This window comes from Clostridium sp. UBA871 (assembly GCF_002295255.1).
GTDB classification, from domain to species: domain Bacteria; phylum Bacillota; class Clostridia; order Clostridiales; family Clostridiaceae; genus Clostridium_J; species Clostridium_J sulfidigenes.
Genome location: NZ_DBFV01000011.1, coordinates 386,296 through 408,479 on the forward strand (window position 1 = coordinate 386,296; position 22,184 = coordinate 408,479).

The 22,184-nt window shown below is 30.7% G+C and carries 15 protein-coding genes and 1 other RNA gene; 14 read left to right on the forward strand and 2 right to left on the reverse strand.

The window, feature by feature from the left end:
* The first annotated feature begins 424 nt into the window (after window positions 1-424).
* The 5 genes from rnr (at window position 425) to ssrA (ending at window position 6,953) form a co-directional block, all read left to right on the forward strand.
* Window positions 425-2,602 carry a ribonuclease R gene (gene rnr / locus B3086_RS15020; RefSeq protein ID WP_346893808.1) on the forward strand — a complete coding sequence of 726 codons (2,178 nt, stop codon included), beginning with the start codon at window positions 425-427 and terminating at the stop codon, window positions 2,600-2,602.
* Window positions 2,603-2,918: 316 nt separating this feature from the next.
* Window positions 2,919-4,085 carry an iron-containing alcohol dehydrogenase gene (locus tag B3086_RS15025; RefSeq protein ID WP_346893810.1) on the forward strand — a complete coding sequence of 389 codons (1,167 nt, stop codon included), beginning with the start codon at window positions 2,919-2,921 and terminating at the stop codon, window positions 4,083-4,085.
* 928 nt (window positions 4,086-5,013) lie between these two features.
* Window positions 5,014-5,481, forward strand: coding sequence for an SsrA-binding protein SmpB (smpB, locus tag B3086_RS15030; RefSeq protein ID WP_035131317.1), 468 nt, complete (start codon window positions 5,014-5,016; stop codon window positions 5,479-5,481).
* Between the two features lie 126 nt (window positions 5,482-5,607).
* Window positions 5,608-6,219 carry a histidine phosphatase family protein gene (locus B3086_RS15035; RefSeq protein WP_346893812.1) on the forward strand — a complete coding sequence of 204 codons (612 nt, stop codon included), beginning with the start codon at window positions 5,608-5,610 and terminating at the stop codon, window positions 6,217-6,219.
* 399 nt (window positions 6,220-6,618) lie between these two features.
* Window positions 6,619-6,953: a transfer-messenger RNA gene (ssrA, locus tag B3086_RS15040) on the forward strand.
* Window positions 6,954-7,431: 478 nt separating this feature from the next.
* On the opposite strand, the gene B3086_RS15045 is transcribed toward ssrA, so the two are convergent.
* Window positions 7,432-7,758, reverse strand: coding sequence for a YopX family protein (locus tag B3086_RS15045; protein ID WP_346893814.1), 327 nt, complete (start codon window positions 7,756-7,758; stop codon window positions 7,432-7,434).
* 350 nt (window positions 7,759-8,108) lie between these two features.
* Here B3086_RS15045 and B3086_RS15050 point away from each other — a divergent pair, with 350 nt between their 5' ends.
* The 4 genes from B3086_RS15050 to B3086_RS15065 all read left to right on the forward strand — a co-directional run bounded on the left by B3086_RS15050 (window position 8,109) and on the right by B3086_RS15065 (window position 15,314).
* The gene (locus B3086_RS15050) at window positions 8,109-10,319 is read left to right on the forward strand and encodes an AAA family ATPase (protein WP_346893816.1); all 2,211 of its coding nucleotides are present in this window, start codon (window positions 8,109-8,111) and stop codon (window positions 10,317-10,319) included.
* Window positions 10,301-12,256, forward strand: a complete 1,956-nt coding sequence (locus B3086_RS15055) for a UvrD-helicase domain-containing protein (RefSeq protein ID WP_346893818.1) — start codon at window positions 10,301-10,303, stop codon at window positions 12,254-12,256. The genes B3086_RS15050 and B3086_RS15055 overlap by 19 nt, the downstream gene beginning before the upstream one ends.
* 257 nt (window positions 12,257-12,513) lie before the next feature.
* The gene (locus B3086_RS15060) at window positions 12,514-13,050 is read left to right on the forward strand and encodes an SEFIR domain-containing protein (RefSeq protein ID WP_346893820.1); all 537 of its coding nucleotides are present in this window, start codon (window positions 12,514-12,516) and stop codon (window positions 13,048-13,050) included.
* Between the two features lie 38 nt (window positions 13,051-13,088).
* Window positions 13,089-15,314 carry a pentapeptide repeat-containing protein gene (locus B3086_RS15065; protein WP_346893822.1) on the forward strand — a complete coding sequence of 742 codons (2,226 nt, stop codon included), beginning with the start codon at window positions 13,089-13,091 and terminating at the stop codon, window positions 15,312-15,314.
* An 86-nt stretch (window positions 15,315-15,400) separates the two neighbouring features.
* Here the strand turns inward: B3086_RS15065 and B3086_RS15070 are convergent, their stop codons facing one another.
* Window positions 15,401-15,811 (reverse strand): hypothetical protein, encoded by a 411-nt coding sequence (locus B3086_RS15070; RefSeq protein WP_346893824.1) that lies wholly within the window; start codon window positions 15,809-15,811, stop codon window positions 15,401-15,403.
* A 296-nt stretch (window positions 15,812-16,107) separates the two neighbouring features.
* Between B3086_RS15070 and B3086_RS15075 the strand changes: the two genes are divergently transcribed.
* The 5 genes from B3086_RS15075 to B3086_RS15095 all read left to right on the forward strand — a co-directional run bounded on the left by B3086_RS15075 (window position 16,108) and on the right by B3086_RS15095 (window position 22,153).
* A complete protein-coding gene (locus B3086_RS15075) occupies window positions 16,108-16,653 on the forward strand; it encodes a hypothetical protein (protein ID WP_346893826.1) in 546 nt (181 codons plus the stop codon).
* A 311-nt stretch (window positions 16,654-16,964) separates the two neighbouring features.
* Window positions 16,965-17,657, forward strand: coding sequence for a response regulator transcription factor (locus B3086_RS15080; protein ID WP_346878451.1), 693 nt, complete (start codon window positions 16,965-16,967; stop codon window positions 17,655-17,657).
* Complete coding sequence (locus B3086_RS15085; protein ID WP_346893828.1) at window positions 17,623-18,912, forward strand: HAMP domain-containing sensor histidine kinase; 1,290 nt, start codon at window positions 17,623-17,625, stop codon at window positions 18,910-18,912. The genes B3086_RS15080 and B3086_RS15085 overlap by 35 nt, the downstream gene beginning before the upstream one ends.
* Window positions 18,913-19,037: 125 nt before the next feature.
* Window positions 19,038-19,796, forward strand: coding sequence for an ABC transporter ATP-binding protein (locus B3086_RS15090; protein ID WP_346878453.1), 759 nt, complete (start codon window positions 19,038-19,040; stop codon window positions 19,794-19,796).
* On the forward strand, window positions 19,796-22,153 hold the full coding sequence (locus tag B3086_RS15095) for an ABC transporter permease (protein ID WP_346893830.1): 2,358 nt from the start codon (window positions 19,796-19,798) through the stop codon (window positions 22,151-22,153). The genes B3086_RS15090 and B3086_RS15095 overlap by 1 nt, the downstream gene beginning before the upstream one ends.
* Window positions 22,154-22,184: the final 31 nt, after the last annotated feature.

Genomic DNA, 22,184 nt, shown 5'->3' on the forward strand with positions numbered 1-22,184 from the left:
AAATCGTTATCCAGGAACGTAGCAGCTCTTAACTCCTACTTTGAAAAAGATTGGAGTATTAGAGCTAGTAGTTATCGGATAAATATAGAAATTATGTAGCATATACTGTAAACTATATAATATGTAAATATCTAATGTAAAAAACACATAACATTGATTTAATAGAGCAATAATAGTAAATAGGTATACTAATTATAAACAGAGTTCTTAGCTTCTTTGAAGCTTTAGAAATCGTTATCCAGGGACGTAGCAGCTCTTAACTCCAACTTTAAAAAAATGGGAGTATTAGAGATGGTAGTCATCGGATAAACGGAGTTCTTAGCTTCTGCGAGAGTTTTAGAGATGGTAGGCATTATATAAAAAATAGTATGTATTAAGAGGATATATTACGTAAAGATGAGAAAAGTATGAAAGGAAGTGCATTATGAATATAAGAGAAGTACTTGTAAGCTTTATGAAAGAAAAAGCTTATAAACCGATGAGTTTAAAAGAGTTGTCTAAAATATTTGGTATAGGTAAAAAAGAGTCTAAAGAGTTTTTAAACCTATTAAATGAAATGGAGAAAGATGGAGAAATAATAAAAAATAGAGCAGAGCTATATGGAATTCCAGAGAGAATGGGTATACTTAAAGGGGTTTTTGCTGCTCACCAAAAGGGTTTTGGTTTTGTAATTGTAGAAGAAGATAGGCCAGATATATTTATCCCTGCTAGTAATGTAAATAGTGCCATGAACAATGACGTGGTGTTAGTTAAAGTATTAAAAGATGAAAACAACGGTAAGAAATCTGAAGGAGAAATTATCAGAATTGTTGAAAGAAAGAATAAAAAATTAGTTGGAACCTATGAAGATAGCAAAAACTTTGGATTCGTTGTACCAGATGATAAAAAGATAGGTCAAGACGTATTCATTTCTAAAAATGATAGAAATGGAGCAAAATCAGGCCAAATAGTAGTGGTAGAAATCACTAGCTGGCCAGAGAAAAGAAGAAATCCAGAAGGAAAGATCATTGAAATCCTAGGAGAAAAGGGAGATAAGGGAATAGATATCCTAACTATAATTAGAAAGCACAATCTTCCTGAAGAATTCCCATTACAGGTAGAGGAATATGCAGAAAGAATAGAAGATATGGTTCCTCAAAGTGAAATAGACAGAAGAAGAGACCTTAGAGATGTGACTATGGTTACCATAGATGGAGAAGATGCAAAGGACCTAGATGATGCTGTTTCAGTAGAAGTTCTGAAAAATGGAAACTTCAAGCTAGGAGTTCATATTGCAGACGTATCACACTATGTAAGAGAAAATAATGTCCTTGATAAGGAAGCCTTTAAAAGAGGTACCTCTGTATACCTAATTGATAGAGTAATTCCAATGCTACCTAGAAAACTATCCAATGGAGTATGTAGCTTAAATCCAAAGGTGGATAGACTTGCTCTTAGTTGCTTTATGGAAATTGATCCTACAGGAAAAGTAATAGATCATGATATCTTTGAAAGTGTAATAAAAACTAATGAAAGAATGACCTACACTGATGTAACTAAGATTCTTAGAGATGAAGATGCTGAAACCATAGAAAAATTTAAACACCTTCATGAAGACTTTAAGAACATGGGTAGATTATTTGAGCTCTTAAATAAAAAGCGATTATCAAGAGGTGCTATAGACTTTGATTTTGAAGAATGTAGAATAATCCTTGATGACACTGGTAAACCAATAGATATCCTACCTCGTGAAAGAGCCATTGCCAATAGAATAATAGAAGAATTTATGCTAATCTGTAATGAAACTGTAGCAGAGCACTTCTTCTGGCTTAATGCACCATTTGTTTATAGAGTTCACGAAGACCCAGATATGGAGAAGTTATTACACTTCAGCGAATTCGTATATAACCTAGGATATCATGTAAGATTTAAAGAAGATGAAATTCATCCAAGGGAGCTTCAGAAGATTCTAGAAAAGGTTAAAGGCAAGAAGGAAGAAACAGTAGTTAGTACCTTACTTTTAAGATCTATGATGAAAGCAAAATATTCCCATTTATGTGTAGGACACTTTGGTCTTGCTGCTAAATACTATTGTCACTTCACATCTCCAATAAGAAGATATCCTGACCTAGTAATTCATAGAATTATAAAGGAAATGATAAACGAAGGATTAAATTCTAAGAGAGAGAAGAGATTAAGAACCTTTGTAATAGATGCTTCAAAACAATCCTCTGACACAGAAAGAATGGCTGTGGATGCAGAACGTGAAGTAGATGACTTAAAGAAAGCTGAATACATGATGGATAAGATTGGAGAAGAATTCGAAGGAATCATTTCCTCTGTAACTAGCTTTGGTATGTTCGTTGAACTTCCTAACACCATAGAAGGTTTAGTTCATATTAGTGAGCTTCATGATGACTACTATATCTATGATGAAAAGCATCTAGCTTTAGTTGGTGAGAGAACTAAGAATATCTACAGACTAGGAGATGAAGTTAAGGTAGTTTGCTCTAAGGTTGATATAGATGCCCACGATATTTACTTTGAAATAGTTAAACCACAAGTAGAAGAAGAGGAAGAAGAAATGTCCCTAGACATCGATGATTTAATTTTCGGAGAGTAAAATATAGTTGAGAAGAAAACTATAAGGATAAAAATTTAACATTATATAAGAAGAGATAAGATTTTATTTATTAAATTAAATATGATTTTATCTCTTCTTTTTTATGTAATTTACTATAAATTAAGGGAAACAAATAAAAATATAGGATAATTTTACATGAAAGAGCGTAAAAATCAAAAAAAGATTGTTAAAAAGTTAAACAAATCAGATAAATTTTTAACAAAGTACTAGTATTTTTAGAAAAAGGTGGTATACTAAAATTGTAAATGTTAAATAAATAACAAAATTTAAAGTTTGTATTAGGGAGGTTCATATTATGGCACGTTTTACATTACCAAGAGATATATATCATGGAGAAGGAGCGTTAGAAACTCTGAAAACTTTAAAAGGGAAGAGAGCTTTCGTAGTTGTTGGTGGCGGATCTATGAAGAGATTCGGATTCTTGCAAAAGGTTGAAGACTACCTAAAAGAAGCAGGTATGGAAGTTGAATTATTTGAAGGGGTAGAACCAGACCCATCAGTAGAAACAGCTATGAAAGGTGCAGAAGCTATGAGAAGCTTTGAGCCAGATTGGATAGTTTCTATAGGTGGAGGATCTCCAATAGATGCAGCAAAAGCAATGTGGATATTTTATGAATACCCAGAATTTACTTTTGAACAAGCAGTTATTCCATTTGGACTACCAGAATTAAGACAAAAAGCAAAATTCGTTGCAATACCATCAACTAGTGGTACAGCTACAGAAGTTACAGCATTCTCTGTAATTACTGATTACAAAGCTAAGATTAAATATCCATTAGCTGATTTCAATATAACACCAGATATAGCAATAATAGATCCAGCACTTGCACAAACAATGCCAAAGACTCTAGTTGCTCATACTGGAATGGATGCTTTAACTCATGCTATAGAAGCATACACAGCATCACTAAGATCAAACTTTTCAGATCCATTAGCATTAAAAGCAATTGAAATGGTAAAAGAACACTTAATAGATTCTTATAATGGATGTGAAAAATCAAGAAACTTAATGCACGAGGCTCAATGCCTTGCAGGAATGGCATTCTCAAATGCACTACTAGGAATAGTTCACTCCATGGCTCATAAAACAGGAGCAGTATTTCACATTCCTCATGGATGTGCAAATGCAATCTTCCTTCCATATGTAATTCAGTACAACAGAACTAAATGTGAAGATAGATATGCAGACATAGCTAGAATGTTAAAATTAAATGGAAATACAGATTCAGAATTAACTGATTCATTAATAGAAATGATCAATGACTTAAATACAAAACTAAGTATTCCTCACTCAATGAAGGAATACGGTGTTACCGAAGAAGACTTCAAAGCAAATCTTGAGTTCATAGCTCACAATGCAGTACTTGATGCATGCACAGGCTCAAACCCAAGAGAAATAGACGACAAAACAATGGAAAGACTATTCGAATGCACTTACTACGGTAACAAAATAGAGTTCTAGGATTTGTCATTGGAACATGGTAAAAAGGGGTTTAATTGCAATAGAGGGAGACAATAATTAATTTTAGTTAGTGGAAGAAACTCCACTCAAAAGTGGGGTTTCTTATATTATGTTATTAATTCTGTTGAACTAAGGTACAGCAGATTTAAAAAATATCCTTATAATTCATCAAATCAAATCAAATCAAATCAAATCAAATCAACTTGGAAGAGCTGTCTCAAAGTAGAGTTAAAAAAATTCTACCGTGAGACAGCTCTTCTAAGCTTCACTCCAAATCTATGATTTGGCCAAGTGAAGCTTACTCCTTAGACTGAAAGGAAAAGGAGTTTCCTAGCGACCATGGAGAGAAAGCAATCTATGAGGAAATCCCTGAAACCCCCACAGCGCCAACAACTAGTTAAATAGTTACCTAGTAATATAGGTAAATAGTTTCCTATATAAAAATAGAGCTATTTAAAAAGTTTTCTATATAAATATTTTTAATTTTATATAGTTAAAATGTAGGTGTTCCATAGAGGGTTTAAATGCAGTGATATCAAGGGATTAGCTATGTAAGAACATAAACAGAGTTCTTTGCTTCAGAGGGAGTTTTTACTCCCTCTGAAGGTTAGAAATCGTTATCCAGGGACGTACCAGCTCTTTACTCCCATTTTAAAGAAGATGGGAGCATTAGAGCTGGTAGTCATCGGATAAAAACATAAAAAGCTAAAAACATGGTAATTGGAGAAATTGAATTAATATGAAATTATTTTTATATGTCTATAACATTTTAAAGAATTAAAATTCATATATTTCAAGGTTAATAATTACAATATTTATAATTTAGGTTATAATAAAAATAGGTTATACTATACAATACATTTTAAATTTAGTAAAATCACATGTATAATGAGAAAATTATATATTAATCATAAAAGTAGGTGAAAACATGGCAAAGAAATTAGGAACTAAAACTTTAGTAGAAAATAGAAAAGCAAGACACGATTACTTTATAGAAGAAGCTATGGAAGCAGGAATAGTACTTGTAGGAACAGAAGTTAAATCTATAAGAGCTGGAAAAGCAAACCTTAGAGATAGCTATGCAGATGTATACAATGGAGAAGTCTTCGTAAAAAATATGCACATAAGCCCTTATGAGCAAGGAAACATATTTAACAAAGATCCTCTAAGAGTAAGAAAGCTACTTCTTCACAAAGGAGAAATAGATAAACTTTTAGGATTCACGGCTCAAAAGGGGTACACTCTAATACCACTTAGCTTATATCTTAAAGACGGTAAAGTGAAAGTTAACCTTGGAGTATGTAGAGGTAAAAAAGATTACGATAAGAGAGATGTAATGCTAGAAAAAGCAGCTAAGAGAGACATAGACAGACAAATGAAAGAGAAATATAGGTAACACTCCAAATTTTATATTTGGTCAAGTGTTACCTACTCATGGGAACGAATGTGAGCAGGAGTTTCCTTTGCACAATAGAATTTTGCTATGAAGTATGGGAAGTTTAAATAGGGGGAGGGGTAAGGGATGAAAAGAATAATTACCATTCAACATACTCAATCAGTGCATCACACCAATGGAATGATTGGTTCATGGACAGATTGGGATTTAACTAACCTAGGAAAAGATCAAGCAAATAACATTGGGATAAAACTTAAGGAAGAACTTTCAAAAGATAGTGTCTATGTTATGTATTCTTCAGACTTAAAAAGAGCAAAACAGACTGCTGAAATTGTAGCAAAGCATTTAAACTTAGAACCCATCTTCAATGAAGCTCTAAGGGAACGTAACCTTGGTTCTGCTGTAGGCAAAAGTGTACAATGGCTTAGAGAAAATCAAACAGCATGGGAAAAGACAATTGATGATAGATGTATACCGGATGCTGAATCTAGAAGAGAAACTTGGAATCGTCTAGAACCTTTCTACAACGATATAATGAGCAGTAAGGATGAGAATATAATTATTGTTTCCCATGGGGATACATTAAGTATTTTAAACGCTATGTGGTTAGGACTTAAACCAGATGATCTTAATAACTGTGATTTATTTGGATTTGCAGGTGGAGTTTCTCATTTTATAGAAGATGACAACGGAAAACATATCATAAAGAGACTAAGCGACATGTCTTATATAAAATAGTTTGAGCTACCTATATTCGATAAAATAAACTTATATTTGGTGTGAAAGTATCATTATAAATGGTACTTTTTTTATTTAGGCACGTGAAAATAAATAATAGACCAAAGATTCGATGTATATTTGTCACGAGACAAGGAGTTAAAACCCTGTCATAGTGGTGCTATGACAGGATTTTAACGACGCAGTATTCGTGGCAAATAGGCGAGAAAACTGATCTATTATTTATTTGATAGTGCCTTATATAGATTTGTCAAATACCATATGTAGAATCTAAAGGAAATATGTCCATAAACACTATAAAATTTTTTACAAAACTTTACTTGCTATAAGGATTGATATTGTTTATAATGAATATACGTGGTAATCACTAATAATTACCACTACCTAACATGGGGGCGTACTGGTTTCGACGGGGGTACGTGACATATAGGAAGCGAGTAGAGGGAACTCATGGGCCCGCTTTAAAAAACTATGGGATTAAAGATAAACGCAGAAGACAATTTTGCATTAGCAGCTTAGTATAGTTGCTCGTCCTACCTTTGAGTCCCACGGCTTAGGATAGGGCGCCGATTAGTGGGGAACCGAGCCATGGAAAGCTTTGACCATGGAACGGAATTTATGAAGCTACTGAAGTAGAAACCCGGTCTCTAGGGGTTCTATGGAGGGAATGTTAAAATAGAGACTGCACTCGGAGATGCTTATGTGGAATGGCTTTCGGACAGGGGTTCGATTCAAAAGAGTCGCCTTAGAGAGTAATTTCTAAGTGAAAACTTGGCTTTATCGGTGAAACCGTAACAGATGGTGCTGACGGCAATACCGAGTGGTATGTGAAGAAATTCAACAGCCGTGTATCGACTTATAGGTTCCTAAGGAGTAATCTATGGAATACTAGGATAGAAGATATCAAACTAAACTATGCTTCTATAATACGCCAAGAGTCCTATACAGTATTCAACTTTAAAAAAGAATATTGGAAGAGGAGGAAAATATAGTCAGTGCTTGCAGAGATGTAAGAGTGCATGTCCCCTCGCCTCCACCATGAAAACCTCGACAATACAGAAATGTATTGTCGAGGTTTTATTTATTTTAGAATTAAAAATGATAAAATCATATCATAAGTAAGTGAGGTTTTTGCTAAATTTGGTTGATAAACAGAAGAGGATTATATAGTTGCATAAATCAAACTCACGATTAGGGCTGTGGTGAGTTATTTTAATCTCTAATGCCTTCAAACTTATTTCCAACAATTTTATTTTCGCAATACTTATTAAATAAATAGGTAGCGTTAATGCCATTATCTAACCACCAACTACCATTATAAAACTTAACTTCACCAGTAAAATTTATATTTTCACTATCTACTATTACTGATTTTTGATATACTATATCTCCCTCATAGATATTATCTCCATTAATATCATTTAGTTCTGTATATTGCATAAATACTAAGTAATCCCTATCTAGTAAGTCTGTTTTTATATTTCGGCACATATGATTAGAGTTTTTATGCCAGGCTCTAAACTTAATTTCTCTTATCATACTTACTACATCCTTTCTACTTATCGATTAATCTTATTTAATATAATTCTTTTTTATTCTTATGTATATACAAACTTAATATAAAAAAGCACATTAATGATAGACTTATTTTTGATAATAATTTTAATTATGATTTAATGTGATAGGCTTTAATTATTATTAGGGTTATACTTATAAAATATGTATAATCAGCAAAGATAAATATATGAAAATTTATTTTTGTTAATATTAATTAAAAATTGAAAAATATAGATTAATATGTAAAAAAGGTGTATAATAGTATTCGTTTAAAGAAGTATAGACTTAATATTTTGTCAATAGATGATAGGATTATGTAAAGGGTGAAAAGTATGAAAATAACTAGTATACAAGTGAAAAACTTTAGATTATTGAAAGACCTGAAATTAGATTTAGAAGAGATACTATCTATTGTTATCGGCAAGAATAACTGTGGTAAGACTTCGTTATTATCTGCTTTAAATAGATTTATAGGGGACAAGTCATCAAGTAATAATTTTACATATGATGATTTTAATGTTGAATTTAAAAAAGAATTATATAGTTGTATAGAAGGTAAAGATAAAGTTTGGGGTAAATATGAAGGAATCTCATTATTAATTTTTATTGAATATAATGATAAGGATAGTCTTGCTAATATTAGTAATTTGATGCTTGATCTAAATCCAGATAATAAGAAGGTTGTATTAAAATTTGAATATTCATTAGATGGTGACAACTTCAATAAAATGAAGGGGAAATTTGAAGAGTACGAGACAAAATATGATGTGTTATCAGAAGACAGATTAACGTGCTTTGAGAATTTTATAAAGTCGAATCATAAGAATTTTTTTAAATTAAATAGAAAGGCAGTTCAATTTGATAATGCTACTCAAAATGTTAATTTAGATGAATTTATTGACTTAGATAAAAAGAAAGTAGACATAAGCAAAATAATAAATTTTAAATATATATCAGCACATAGAGCTATAACTAATTCTGAAAATGATGGAACATTATCAGATTTATCATCAAAATATTATGAGAAAACTGAAATAAATGATTCTCAGAGTAAAGCGATAGAAACTTTTGAAAATACCCTAATACAGACAGATTCAAAACTATCAATTGTATATGATGATTTATTTAAAGGTGTAGTACAAAAAGTTAAGAAATTTGGGGGAATGAAAAAGGATGAAACAGTTATTAAAATTATTTCATCTTTGCAAAGGCGAGAATTATTAAAGGGAAATACTACTGTTGTGTATGATGATAACTGTCATTGCCTCCCTGAAAGTTATAATGGATTAGGATATTTAAATCTAATAAGTATGATTTTTGAAATAGAAACATTATTAAGTGAATTCAGAAAAGATAACAAAAAAGAAATGAAACCAGCAGATATTAATTTGCTATTTATTGAAGAACCGGAGGCACACACACATCCTCAGATGCAATATATTTTTATAAAAAATATAAAGGATATATTAAAAGAGGGTAGTGATGGGAGTAATGGTAATAAAAGTTTTGAATTGCAGACAATTATAACAACACATTCCGCACATATTGTATCTGAATGTGAATTTGATGATATTAAATATTTTAAGAAGAATAGCATAAATAGTGTAGAATCAAAAAATTTAAAGTTACTTGAAATTGAATATGGAAAAGAAAAAGAGATGGGAAAAGCTCATTTTAAGTTTTTAAAACAATATTTGACATTAAATAAATCAGAAATCTTTTTTGCGGATAAAGCCATTTTTATTGAGGGAGATACTGAAAGAATATTAGTACCAGCTATGATGAAAAAAATAGATGAAGTTGATACTGATAATGAATCAATACCATTATTATCACAAAATATATCAATTATAGAAGTAGGAAATTACTCCCAAATATTTGATAAATTCATTGCATTTATTGGTATTAAGTCGTTAGTTATTACAGATATTGACTCATTTAAGTTTATTGATGACAAGGATAATAGCGGTGTTGTTAAAAGAAATAAAGATGGCACTAACAAGCAAAAAGTGAAACCTATTCCTGTAGAAGACAGTACAAATACAAGCAATGGTGCATTAAAGCATTACTATGAAAAAGAGGTAAAAAACTATTTAAAGAAAGTTGGAGCAAAAGAGATTGATTATTTTAAAAATTTAGATATTAAGGATAAAGTACTATTTAAGGAAAATGAAAACTGGAAAAGTTCATCAGAGGGATTTTTGATGCTTGTTTATCAAATAACAGAGACTAATGAAGATGGAGACAATTATAATGCAAGAAGTTTTGAAGATGCTTTTTTTCATATAAATAGAAAGCTAATAATAGATAATAAAGATAACTTTACTAGTCTAAAAAACATTAGTTATTTTGATGAAAAAGAAAGTTCTAGCGGGAAATATAAGTATGATAGCTATATCCTTGCAGAAAGATGTATACAGAGTAAACCATCTTTTGCTATGGACGTTTTGCTCAATAGTGAAAGTAATGATATATCAAATTATTCCAATTGGAAAATACCTAAGTATATTGAGGATGGATTATTATGGTTAAAGGAAAATTAGAACCTGAAGTATTAGAGGTAATGGAATATATTAAAGAAAAGAAAAATTTTTTGCTTAGCGGTGGAGCTGGTAGCGGAAAGACTTATTCACTTATACAGATTATAAAAGAAGTAACTAATCTAAATCCTACTTCAAAAATAGTATGTATCACATATACAAACGCTGCTGTAAAAGAAATAGAGCAAAGAATTTCTTGTAAAAACTTGGTGGTATCTACAATTCATGATTTTTTATGGAGTACAATTAGCCCTTATCAAAAGGATATGAAAGAATCATTAATAGAGCTTATTAACAGTCCATCTTCTAAAATTAAAAATCCTAATGGTGACGTTGCTTATACTAATGACTTTGAAAATGGTATTCAATATAAGGAATATGTAAGGATAAAAAATGGTGAAATATCACATGATGAGATATTGATATTAGCAAATTATATGTATAAAAAATATCCAAAACTTTGTGACATAGTAAAAGATAAATATCAGTATATATTTGTTGATGAGTACCAGGATACCTCTCCGTTGGTAATAGAAATATTGTTGGAATTTTTACAAAGAGGTAACCGTAAAAGTATAATAGGTTTATTTGGAGATTTAATGCAAGCAATATATGATGGTGGAGTTGGAAATGTAAATGAATATATAGGTAGTGGAATAATTAATGAAGTAAAGAAAGTACAAAATAGACGAAATCCTATAAGTGTTATTAATTTATCAAATAAAATTCGTATTGATAACCTAATTCAAAAGCCATCAAATGATATGGATGCTCCGAATATGAAAGATGGAGTAATTAAAAATGGAGATATCAAATTTGTGTATTCAGATGAGATTGATATAAATAAGTTATACAACTCAAGATATTGCGAGACATGGAATCTTACTGACTCTAGTCAAACAAAAGAACTAAGATTAACACACAATTTAATTGCTGGACAAGCAGGATTCTCTGAATTAATGGAGATATATGATTCTGACCCAATTATTAAATTTAAAGGTGAGATTGTTAAAGAAATTAGAGACAAAAATATATCTATTAATGCAGAAGATGCATTTGATAATATTGTAAATCAAATAAATCTAACTTATAAGATAGGAAAGAATAAAGGGCGTTCCAAAAAAGATGTGAGGTTAGAGGATAAACTATTTAAAGAACTATATGTGATTGTAAAAGAGTGGCCATTTAGTAAAGTAACAAGAATTTATTTTGATAAAGATAATTTAATAGATGATAAAAAAGAAGATTATATGGAAGAAAGAGTAAGGGAGCCTAGAAGAGATAGGATAATTCAACATCTATTTAGGATACAAAATTTGATGCATTTATATAAGAACAATCAATATAATGATTTTTTAAGAGTAACATCATATAAAATAAATTCAGTTGCTGATAAAGTAAAGATTAAGGATATTATTGATAAGTTTGATAGTATGGAAAATGATACAATTGAATCAGTTATTAAGTATGCTGATGAACAAAACCTATGTAAGATTGACGATAAACTTGAACAATTTATAAAATCTAATGAATATTTGTATGAAAGAGTTAAGAAGGTTAAATACAGAGTACTTAAAGAGTTATATTACTATTTAGAAGGTTATGTACCTTTATCAACACAGCACAAAATAAAAGGAAATGAATTTGATAACGTATTAGTTATTCTTGATAATGGTGGATGGTCAAATTATAATTTTGAATATTTATTTAATCCAGAAGTAGTAAAAACTCTGAATACAAGTAAAGGAAAAAACTTTCCAGTTATTTTAGAAAGGACAAAAAAACTTTTTTATGTCTGTTGCACAAGAGCTAAGGAAAATCTAGTTATATATTATCCAAGCCCAAGTGAGGAAGTGCTGATAAATGCAATAAAATATTTTGGGAAGGAAAATGTAGTTAATTTGGATAGTGAAGCTAATGAATTTAATGGCGGACTTTAAAGGTAACGCCTCGCCTCCACCATGAAATCCACGACAGGAATGTCGTGGATTTTTTATGTGTTTTAGCGTTTCAGGGAAAACACCTGCTAAGCGGGTGGTGGGCGGCGATTATACAGTTAAAAAATTATTGGCGATATCAAAAAAATGTTGTTTTTTTAAATTTGTGATACCAGTAAACTAATACTGATAATTGTGTAGAAATAAGAATAGAGGTATACTATAATTAATATGTAAAACGTAGTAAGTGGGGGATAAAAATGGGTAAGGTGTTTGTTACATATTCTTGGAGTGAAAATAATGAAGAAAATGAAAAGGTATATTCATTTGTTGATATGTTAAGATCTCAAGGATATGATGCGGAATGCGATAAAAATCGGTTGCAAAAAGAAACAGCTAGTAGTTTTACTAAAATTATGAGTGAGGGACTTAGTAATGATAAAATTATTGTTGTTTTATCGGCGCATTATAAGAAAAAAGCGGAGAAGTTTGCTGGGGGAGTAGGAATAGAATATAAAATAATAGGTACTGACATAAATACTAATACTAATAAGTATATTTTAGTATCATTTGATGGGATATCTAATGATACTATTGGTAGAATAGTACCTCAATTGTATAAAAGTCATGAAATAGTTGATTTAATTAAAGATGAAGAGGCTGAATTTCAACTATTATTTTCAAAGTTAAATGGCGAAGAGATAATAGAGTTTTCAGATGTGGCCAAGACAATTCCTTCTATACAAAAAAGAAAACCGGAAAAATTTACACTCAAAGATAAAAAAAAAAGTGTATAGGATTTGGAAGAAATAAGGGAATATGTAGTAACGAAACAGTGTCCACAAATAATAGATATTGTAAAAGATGTTATGAAGAAGAGTTTTATGAGCAAATAAAAGCTATCTATAAAGAGCAGCCATGTAAAATTATCGAAACTGAATTCAGCAACATATTTTTAGCAACTTTAGAATATGGCTTTATTAGAAGTAGAGTTTTAGTTAGAACAGAGGCACTATATGATGGAATTTATGATGCAAATGAAATAATAAAATTAAACCGAATTAGAGAATCATATGATAATGAAAGCAGTATTAAGATAAGCGAAATACATTTGATAGTTAATGGAAATTTGAATATTGAAATTGTTGATTTAACCAAAAGGTATAATATAAAAGTTTGCTTTGAAGATGAGATAGTTAATATGATAATGGATTTAAATAATTTTTTTTGTGACTTTAGCCAAAAATATGAGGAAAATCCTATTAGGGAACATTTTATTGATATCAATACTATAGAAGGAGATTCTTTAGTATATACTGTAGATGAATTTATTAATAATGAAGATGAAAATGCATTATTGATTTTAGGTGAGTATGGATGTGGAAAAACTTCCTTTTGTTTAGATTTAACTTATAATATGATACAAGAGTATAAAATAGATTCAACTAAATATATTCCTATAATAATATATTTGAGGGAATATATTAAAGCTATTAGTATGGATGATATGATTACTAATTTTTTTATAAATAAATATAATATCATAAACGGTAATATTAGAAATTTTAAAAAGCTTTTAGAATACGGGAAAATATTATTAATATTTGATGGATTTGATGAAATTGCTAAAAGAGTTGATTATGATGTTAAGTATAGAGTCTTTAATGAGATATGTAAGTATGCAAGTAATAATACTAAGATATTGCTAACCTGTAGACCTAATTATTTTCAGGATAGAAAAGAGTATGAAAACATATTTAAAGATTCTTATTTACACTTTGAACCAGATGACTTTAATGATGTAAAGTTTAGTGAGGTACAAGTTGGAGAATTAAATAGAGATCAGATAATTGGTTTTATTAAATCCTATGAAAAAGAATTAAAACAAGAAAATATAAGAATTAACGAACTGAATAAAATAATATATGAAACACATGATTTATTAGATTTAGCAAAGAGACCCTTTCTGTTAAATATAATTATTAAAACATTACCTACTATTATTAATAATACTAAAAAGATAACAGGAAAAGATATAAAAATTAAAATAAATGCGGTAGAACTTTATGAAAATTATACAGAACAATGGTTAAGAAGAGAAGATGCAAAGGGAAAGACTTTAATAAAAGCTAAAGATAAGCAATTCTTTTGTGAAAATTTAGCATTTGAAATGTTTATTAAAGATGAGAATAGTATTTCATATGATAATTTACCAGATGCTATTGCTAAATATTTCGATAAGATTTCTGATATAACCGAAATAGATTACTTTAGTCATGATATAAAAAGTTGTTCTTTTTTAGCTGCAGACGAGAATGGTAATTATACATTTATACATAAATCATTTATGGAGTTTTTTGTTGCTAAAGTAATAATAATTAAGTTAAATAAAATTTCAAATAAAATTGATAAAAATATAACTGATATTTATTATGAGATAGAAGAAATATTAGGAGAAAGTTATATTTCAACAGAGATATGTCTATTTATAAATGATTTTCTAGAAAAGAAATATATTAATAAACAAAAAATAGTTGATTTATTACAAATAAATATAGATAGAATGAGTGATATAGCTATATTAAATAGTATATCTATTTTGTCCAAGACAAATCTAAATATAGGAAGTGTATTATCTAAGTTAGTAGAAAGTAAGAAAACTATTAATTTAGAGGGAGTAGACTTGAGTTACTCTATTATTAAAGATATAGATATTAATCAAATTTGTTTCGATAATGCATCTTTTTATAAAGCACGAATATTAAATGTTAATTTTAGTAGTAGTTCATTTATAAATACATCATTTAATAAAAGCAAGATTGAAAAGGTTGATTTTTCAGATCAGGTTCTTGAAAACACGGATTGGTCATATGCTGATATTTTAAAATCATTATTTAGAGGAAGTAGTTTGTGTAATGCAAAGCTTCAAGAAAGTAAATTTAAAGAGTGTGATTTTTTAGATGCAGATTTTTCAGATATGGATTTAAATGGGGGCGTTGATATTTATGAATGTAACAATATGGATACAGTTATTGGACTACCTTACGAGCTAGAACTTTAAAAGAGAATAAATTAATGGTGGATTTTAAGGGTTATCCCTCACCACCACCAGTAGCAAATAGCTACATCAGCTCTAATCTGATGTAGCTATTTTACATTAATAAATTCCTCATAAAACATCTCTTTTTTAGCAAGCTGTTCATCTGTATACCTTCCATTTCTAGGGGTAAGGGATTTGTACTGAGTTATTATCATTTCTGCGCGTTTTCTTTTAGATTCTATAATTAAGTAAGGATAAATATCTTCTAGTAATTTAATAGTATTATTCTGTTTAATTATAAATGAATAAGATAATTTATGTTTTTCAGGGTTATAATTTTTTTTCTTTATTATTACTCCATATCCAATGGTGTCTTTTAGCCAAGTTAATAATTCTATGGTAGTGGAGGCTATTGATACGCAAGGAGCAGGATATTGATTTGTATGAAACCGCTGTAACATAATGCTTCCTTCTCCATCAATTATTCCAGCTATATAGGCTTTTTCTACTTCTGTCATTTAACCACCTCTATAGATAGTATTTACTGGTTTTTCAATATTATCAGAAATAAATAAAGTAAGGTAATAATCTTTATGGTAATAGATTATTAAGAATATAGGTAAAGTAAGATACTGTAAATTATACAATAAGATGCATATTATTTATATACTAAATTAACCAAATACTATATAATGGAATCAGGTCATTATTGTAAAATGTGATGAAATAATTTAAAGAAGATTACAAAATGTATCTGTTTTGTGACAGCTCTTTTGTGTTTCAGAAATTATGAATTTAGGAGATTAAAAAGCAAATGATTCAAGATGATGATGAATTAGAAATAGTTAGAGAATTCAAGGAAGCTCTAAGGCCAAAACTATATTGGCCAATTTGGAACACAATTATATGTTCTGGACCACCATTAAACCTTATCTTTAGATATTTTATAGAAAGAGAAATTAAAGATCCAACTGTTGCAATAATTCTTACAGTAATAACAACCATATGGACTATCATTAACTGGTATTGGTATGTGAAGGAAAGAAATGATTTTAAAAAGAATTGGCAAGAGATTTCAAAGGAACTGGAGACTTTAAACTATAAAGAAAAGCCTTCAAAAGATTACATGGATATAATTCTTAATAGTATGCAAATAACAGCAATAGTTTCACTGGTAGCATTCTTTATTTTTGTTGCTATTACATTATTATCTGAACTTTCATATGTTAGATATTTTGCGTTATTTTCCATAGCAATATTTATCTTAACATCTATAGGAATGATAATTATTGGTGTTATTCAATTATTTAACATTTTTAAAGAGTTAAAAAAGGAGAGAAGGTTAAAGAAAGAAGATTGAATGAATACTTCACCTGATGAAAGCTATGGCAGGTAAACTGGCTGTTTAGAGTATAATACCTTGCTATCTAACTTTACGGATAGTAGGGTTTTTATTTGCATTTCTTTAGTCTAATAGGTCTAATATACTTACATTTTTACAAGATATTTTTTAACTTTTAGACCTATAGTGATGGAGGAAAAATGTTAACAGCTGAGGTGAGAACTGTGGATTATTACTTTGAAAAATTGCAAGAGGTGTGGATAAGAATATTTTATGCTAAGTTTGTTTTAAATACATAAAAAAATATAGTATTTATGGAGGAAAGCTAAATGCCAAGATATGATTGCTTAATAGTAGATGATGAGGAGGCACTGTCTCAAAGTACCTGTGAGTTTTTCAACATGTTCGGTGTAAAAACCTTTTGGGTATCAGATAAAACAGCATGTTTTGATTTTTTATTGAAGAATAAGGTTGATTTAATATTGCTAGATATCAATCTAGGACAATCCTCAGGTTTTGAAATTTGCAAAGAATTGAGAACGACAATGGATACACCAATTTTATTTATCAGTGCTAGAACAAGTGATGATGATGTCCTTTTGGCATTAAACATTGGTGGAGATGATTATATTCAAAAGCCATATTCTCTAAATATACTGATGGCAAAGGTTAAAACTGTTTTAAAAAGGTATAAGTCTAACTATGCCAGTACCGTAAGTTTTGGTAGATTTTCTATTGATTTAGATATGGAAAAGCTTATGGTAGATGGTAGGGAAGTAAAATTAAAATCAATGGAATATAGATTGTTATCATATTTGGTTAAAAATAAAAACCGAACCATTTCAAAAGATGAGCTTTTTCAAAAGGTATGGGGCGATGCAATTACAGGGGAAGGAACCTTGAATGTACATATAAGAAGACTTCGTGAGAAGATTGAGGAAAATCCTAATGAACCCCAGTATATCAAAACTGTTTGGGGCACTGGATATGTCTTTGAGATGGGAGCTTCATATGAACATTAAAAGAATAGTAGTTATATGTATCATTGTTCTTTTAACTTGTACAAGCCTCACATTTTTTGCGTTTAACTATAAAGGAAAAACTGAAATTGAAGTGCCTAAGGTAAATGATATTGCTCAGTCTCTTGCAAAGGAATGGGACAGTCTGGAATATGCAGAGTTGCCATGTTTGAGCTATAAAATAGATTACGTAGTACTGGACAATGAAAATCGTTTTATCAAAGCTACAAGAAGTGGGTTAAATAATGATTTAAGTTCAGCAATACGTAATAGGGACACTATAGTTGATGTGAAATCTCAGGATAAGGTACTTGGAAAAGTAATAATATATAATAATACAAATAATGAATGGATAAAATTTAGAAATTTACTTCTTATTTTTACCCTTTGTGTAGTAATAGTTGCTGCAGTATTTTGCAGCTTATATTTAGTTTTTATTGACAGGTGTATTCTATATCCCTTTAGAAAACTTCAGGGCTTTGCACGACATGTTGCAGAGGGGAATTTAGATATGCCTCTAGATATGGACAAAAATAATTTCTTCGGTGCATTTACAGAAAGCTTTGACCTCATGAGGGAGGAGCTTAATAAGGCAAGGGAAAATGAAAGGCTTGCTAATCAAAGTAAAAAAGAACTTGTTGCTTCACTAAGTCATGATATCAAAACCCCAGTGGCGTCAATAAAGGCTGTTACTGAAGTTATGAATGTAAAGACTTCCGATGAAAACCAGAGGAGGCAGCTGGATATAATTAATTCAAAGGCTGATCAGATAAATACATTAATAACAAATATGTTCAGCGCCACACTAGAGGAATTGCAGGAGCTAAAGGTTATAGTTACTGAGCAATCTAGTCAGGTTCTGTATGATTTGATTAGGGCGGCAGATTATAATTATAAAGCAAATGTTGGAGGCATTGCTGAGTGTATAATTTTAGTAGATGGGTTAAGGTTATCCCAGGTTGTTGACAATATAATCAGTAATTCATATAAATACGCAGGGACATCTATTTATGTTTCTTCGGTTATTAAGGGTAAATACCTTGAGATAGGATTTAAGGATTATGGTAGAGGAGTTTCTGAGGAGGAGCTGCCTCTGATATTTAATAAGTTCTATAGGGCTAAAAATTCTAAGGAAAAGGGAGGCACTGGATTAGGACTTTATATTTCTAAGTATATGATGGAAAAAATGGAGGGAGACATTTACTGTGAAAACTCAGTTGATGGATTCACTGTGTTGTTAAAACTTTTAATTGCCTAAAAATTTAAGAACTTAAAAGATTTAAGGATTAGTTAAGGATTGGGTAAAGACCTGTTAAGGAATTTTCAACTATAATAGGACTGTAAGTAAAACAGTCTTATTTTTTTATTGAAAGGGATGTTATCATGGGGAATGTTATTATATCAACAAATAAGCTCTGCAAGACATTTTCAAACGGTGGAATGCAACAGCATGTACTTAAGAACCTTGATATTGAAATATATCAGGGGGATTTTACAGTAATCATGGGCTCCTCTGGTGCAGGAAAGTCAACACTACTTTATGCCCTGTCAGGAATGGATAAACCAACTCTCGGTTCTATAAAGTTTGGGGGAAATGAAATTTCAAAGCTATCAAATGATAAGCTTGCAATTTTTAGAAGATTAAACTGCGGTTTTGTTTTTCAACAAATGTTTCTTATGGATAATATGAGCATACTGGATAATATCCTTGTAAGCGGTCTCCTTATAAGTAGTGATAGAAAGGCAATTGCAGATAGGGCAAAGGATCTTCTTACACAAGTGGGACTAACTGAAATCATATGGAGTAAGTTTCCATCACAATTATCTGGAGGCGAGGCTCAGCGTGCCGCTATTGTAAGGGCATTAATTAATAATCCCAAGGTGGTCTTCGCAGATGAACCTACGGGAGCACTTAATTCTTCGGCAGGACAGGCAGCCTTAGATGTTTTAACTGAAGTGAATAGAGGTGGTCAAAGCATAATCATGGTTACTCACGATTTGAAATCCGCAAGGCGTGGAAATCGCATTTTATATATGCGTGATGGTGCTATTAAGGGAGTATGTGACCTAGGAAGCTATGTCAGTGGGGACAAGGAGCGTCATAACAAACTCCAAGGATTTCTCAATGAAATGGGGTGGTAATGTTGAGAAAGATATTAATGCTGAGTTTTGCAAATATAAAGAAAACCAAGGGGCATACAGTATCCATTCTTTTCATGTTTATCATTGCAGCGATGCTACTTAATCTAGGACTTCTGGTGTTTGTAAATTTCGGAAGCTACTTTGAAAAGGTAACTGAGGAGCTAAATTCTTCTGATGAATATTATTTAATGCCGGAAAGTTTGTATAGTGAAAGGGTGAGTGAATACATCAAAAGCAATGATGATATTAAAAGGAGTCAAAAGGTAAGTTCATTATTGGCAAAAGGAACCATTCCTTACAACAATGATAACCGTGAATTTAATTTTCTCATTAATGATGTAGACCAGAAGAGAGATTTTTCAAAATGGGAATTCGTTGGAGAGCATGAATCTCCTGACTCAATGTCCATATACCTACCCTATGTAATGAATATTGATGGGGGATATAAAGTGAATGATAAACTTAAGGTGAGTTTTGAGGATATAGACATGACTTTTACCATTAAAGGATTTACAGAAGATATATTTTTCAGTTCACTAGATACAGTGGTTATGGGGGTTTACTTACCTAGTGATACCTATGATAGGGTTGTTGAAAAGCTAGGAGTAAAATATAAAGCGTCACTTATTTTTGCTGATTTAAGAAAGAATAATATGGATGTTGAAAATGGAATAAAGGAGATAATAAAGGAGGAAAACCCTAATATACTAACTGATGACGTAAGCATATTTTTCAGTTTAGATAAGGGAGTTGTGAGATTATCTCGTTCAATTATGGCAAACATTGTTTCCGTAATGATGATGGTCTTTGCTGCAATAATCGTTGTTGTATGTCTTATTGTTGTAAGGTTTAGAATTGAGAATAGCATAGAGGAGGATATGACTAAGATAGGTTCATTAAAGGCAGTTGGTTACACCAGTAGGCAAATAATATCATCAATCACTATACAGTTTTCATTAATTGCCTTGGTTGGAAGCATGATGGGTATAACACTGTCTTACCTGGCAACTCCTGCAATATCAAAGGTTTTTGCACATCAGTCGGGTCTTATGTGGGTGCAGGGGTTTGACGGTATGATTAGCAGTATTTCCTTGTTTGTTATATTGTTGGTGGTGATATTGGTTTCCTTCATATCTTCAAGTCGTATTAACAGGCTGAATCCAATTGTAGCATTAAGGGGCGGAATAATAACTCATAGTTTCCGAAAGAACTATATGCCCCTTCACAAATCAAGGGGAAGTCTTCCCTTTGTTTTATCTATAAAGTTAATGTTACAGAACATGAAACAGAGCCTAATGATAGGTATGATATTCCTAGTTGTTTCCTTTGCAGGTACCTTTGCATTAAGTATGTTTTATAACTCAGTAATAGACACAAAAATCTTTAAAGAAATTCCAGGTGTTGAATTGTCTAGTGTTATTGCAGTTTGTAATCCTATTGTAGATAATACATCTGTGGTTGAAAATATCAAAAATATGAAGGGAGTACGAAAGGCTCAGTTTCTTGATATAGTAATGATGAACTCAGATAGCTACGAAGTAGCTACATATGTAATGGATGACTATTCTATGAAAGAAACCAATACTATTTATGAGGGTAGATACCCACTTCACAGCAATGAAGTTGCAATTTCAGGATATTTGGCTGAAAGAGTGAAAAAGAACATAGGTGATAGTATTATTTTGAAGGTCAATGATAAACAGAGTGAGTATATTATAACCGGTTATTGCCAAGGGTCCTATATGGGTAAATTTAATATTGCTTATATTAGGAGCGATGGTATTTTAAGTCTTAATCAAGAGTTTAAGCAGCGGGACTTGCAAATATATCTTGATAAGGATATTAAATCTTCAGAATTTAAAATGGAAATTGATAAACTTTATGGAGATGATTTTCTTAAAGTAGTTGATTTGGACAAAGAGGTTCAACAGGGGATAGGTCTTTACACAGGTATAATATCCAAGGTTGGTATTAGCATATTAGTAGTTACAATATTTGTGGTTATGCTTGTTTTATATTTTGTTATTAATTCTTCAGTGATTAGGAAGAAGCATGACCTTGGCATACAAAAAGCACTTGGGTTCACAACTCTGCAGCTTATGCACCAGCTTTCCATGGGATTCTTGCCTCCGATTATTACAGGAGTGTGCCTAGGAAGTTTGTTAGGAATGACTCAAACCAATGCAATAATGGCAGTTCCCATGAAGGCTATGGGCTTAATGAAGGTAAATTTTATTGTAACCCCTCTATGGAGTATGTTGTTCGATGTTGGTATAGTAATAGTATCCTATGCAATTTCTATGCTTGTAACCTATCGCATACGTAAGATTACTGCATATGGACTAGTAAGTGAATAATATCATAGTGATTTGTGATGTTTTCAGGTTT